The following is a 1,004-nucleotide window of genomic DNA, read 5'->3' on the forward strand; positions in this document are numbered from 1 at the left end:
CAAAAAGGGAGGGGAAGCTTAATGAAAAAAGTTGTGATGTTTCTACTTGCAATGATTTTGAGCGTAGCTTTGTTTGGTCACGGTCAAATGGCGGCACTGGCAGCATCACAGTATCCCACGAAACCCATCACCTTATTGGTATCAAGTACATCCTCGAGCTTCGCGCCGTTATAAAAGCGTATGTCGCCTGGGGCATATTCCACGCCCACATGACTCGGCACGTCGATCTGAGTTCCTACGCCGGGACACCCTTCAAACGGACGTCTTAGGCTATCCACCTCTTGTTATGTTTAAAGCCCTCCTCTTGCAGCAGTGGTTTAACCTCTCCGACAGAGGCTTAGCAGAGGCCATAGCAGACAGGCTCTCATTTCAAAGCTTCTTGGGTTTATCCATTGTAGATCCAGTCCCTGACGATACTACCTTCACACGCTTTAGGCAGAAGCTTCAAGAAAAAGGAATGTTAGAAGAGCTATTTTCTATATTGGATTCAGAGTTTGACCGACTGGGCCTTTTGGTGAAGAAGGGTTCATTCATAGACGCCACGATAATACAAGACCAGAGGAAGCCCCCTTCTAGCGTTAAAGAAAAAGATGACGAAGACGAAAAGAATGAACCGCCCCGGGATTGACGGAGAGTAAAATTCTTCAAGAGAAGGAAGCCATGAAAACGCAAATCAGGTACTCACACCTAATAAAGGAACGGGCGGTTCGTATGGTATTTGAACATGAGAAGGAAGACCCTCACCCATCAGGCTGCTATTAGCTCCATAGCCTCTAAGATTGGTTGTACACCTGAAACCCTCAAGTACTTGGATCAGGCAGGCTCAAGCGAAGCCAAGGCATACGTCCTGGAATGACCAGCATGGAACGCGCGATTGCATGAAGGAATTGGAGCTAAGAGAACCTAAGCTTGCGCCGTGCCAACGAAATCATACGCAGGAGTGGTGCTTTTTCGCCCAAGCGGAGCTCGACCGCCTGCGGAAGTAATGGTTGCCTTTATCTTCT

The 1,004-nt window shown here is 48.0% G+C and carries 1 protein-coding gene; it reads left to right on the forward strand.

Going from position 1 to position 1,004, the window contains the following annotated elements; all coding sequences use genetic code 11:
* Positions 1–73 precede the first annotated feature (73 nt).
* The gene (locus tag EZM41_RS14225) at positions 74–628 is read left to right on the forward strand and encodes a transposase (protein ID WP_269778898.1); all 555 of its coding nucleotides are present in this window, start codon (positions 74–76) and stop codon (positions 626–628) included.
* Positions 629–1,004: the final 376 nt, after the last annotated feature.

This window comes from Acetomicrobium sp. S15 = DSM 107314 (assembly GCF_016125955.1).
In the GTDB taxonomy this organism is placed as follows: domain Bacteria; phylum Synergistota; class Synergistia; order Synergistales; family Thermosynergistaceae; genus Thermosynergistes; species Thermosynergistes pyruvativorans.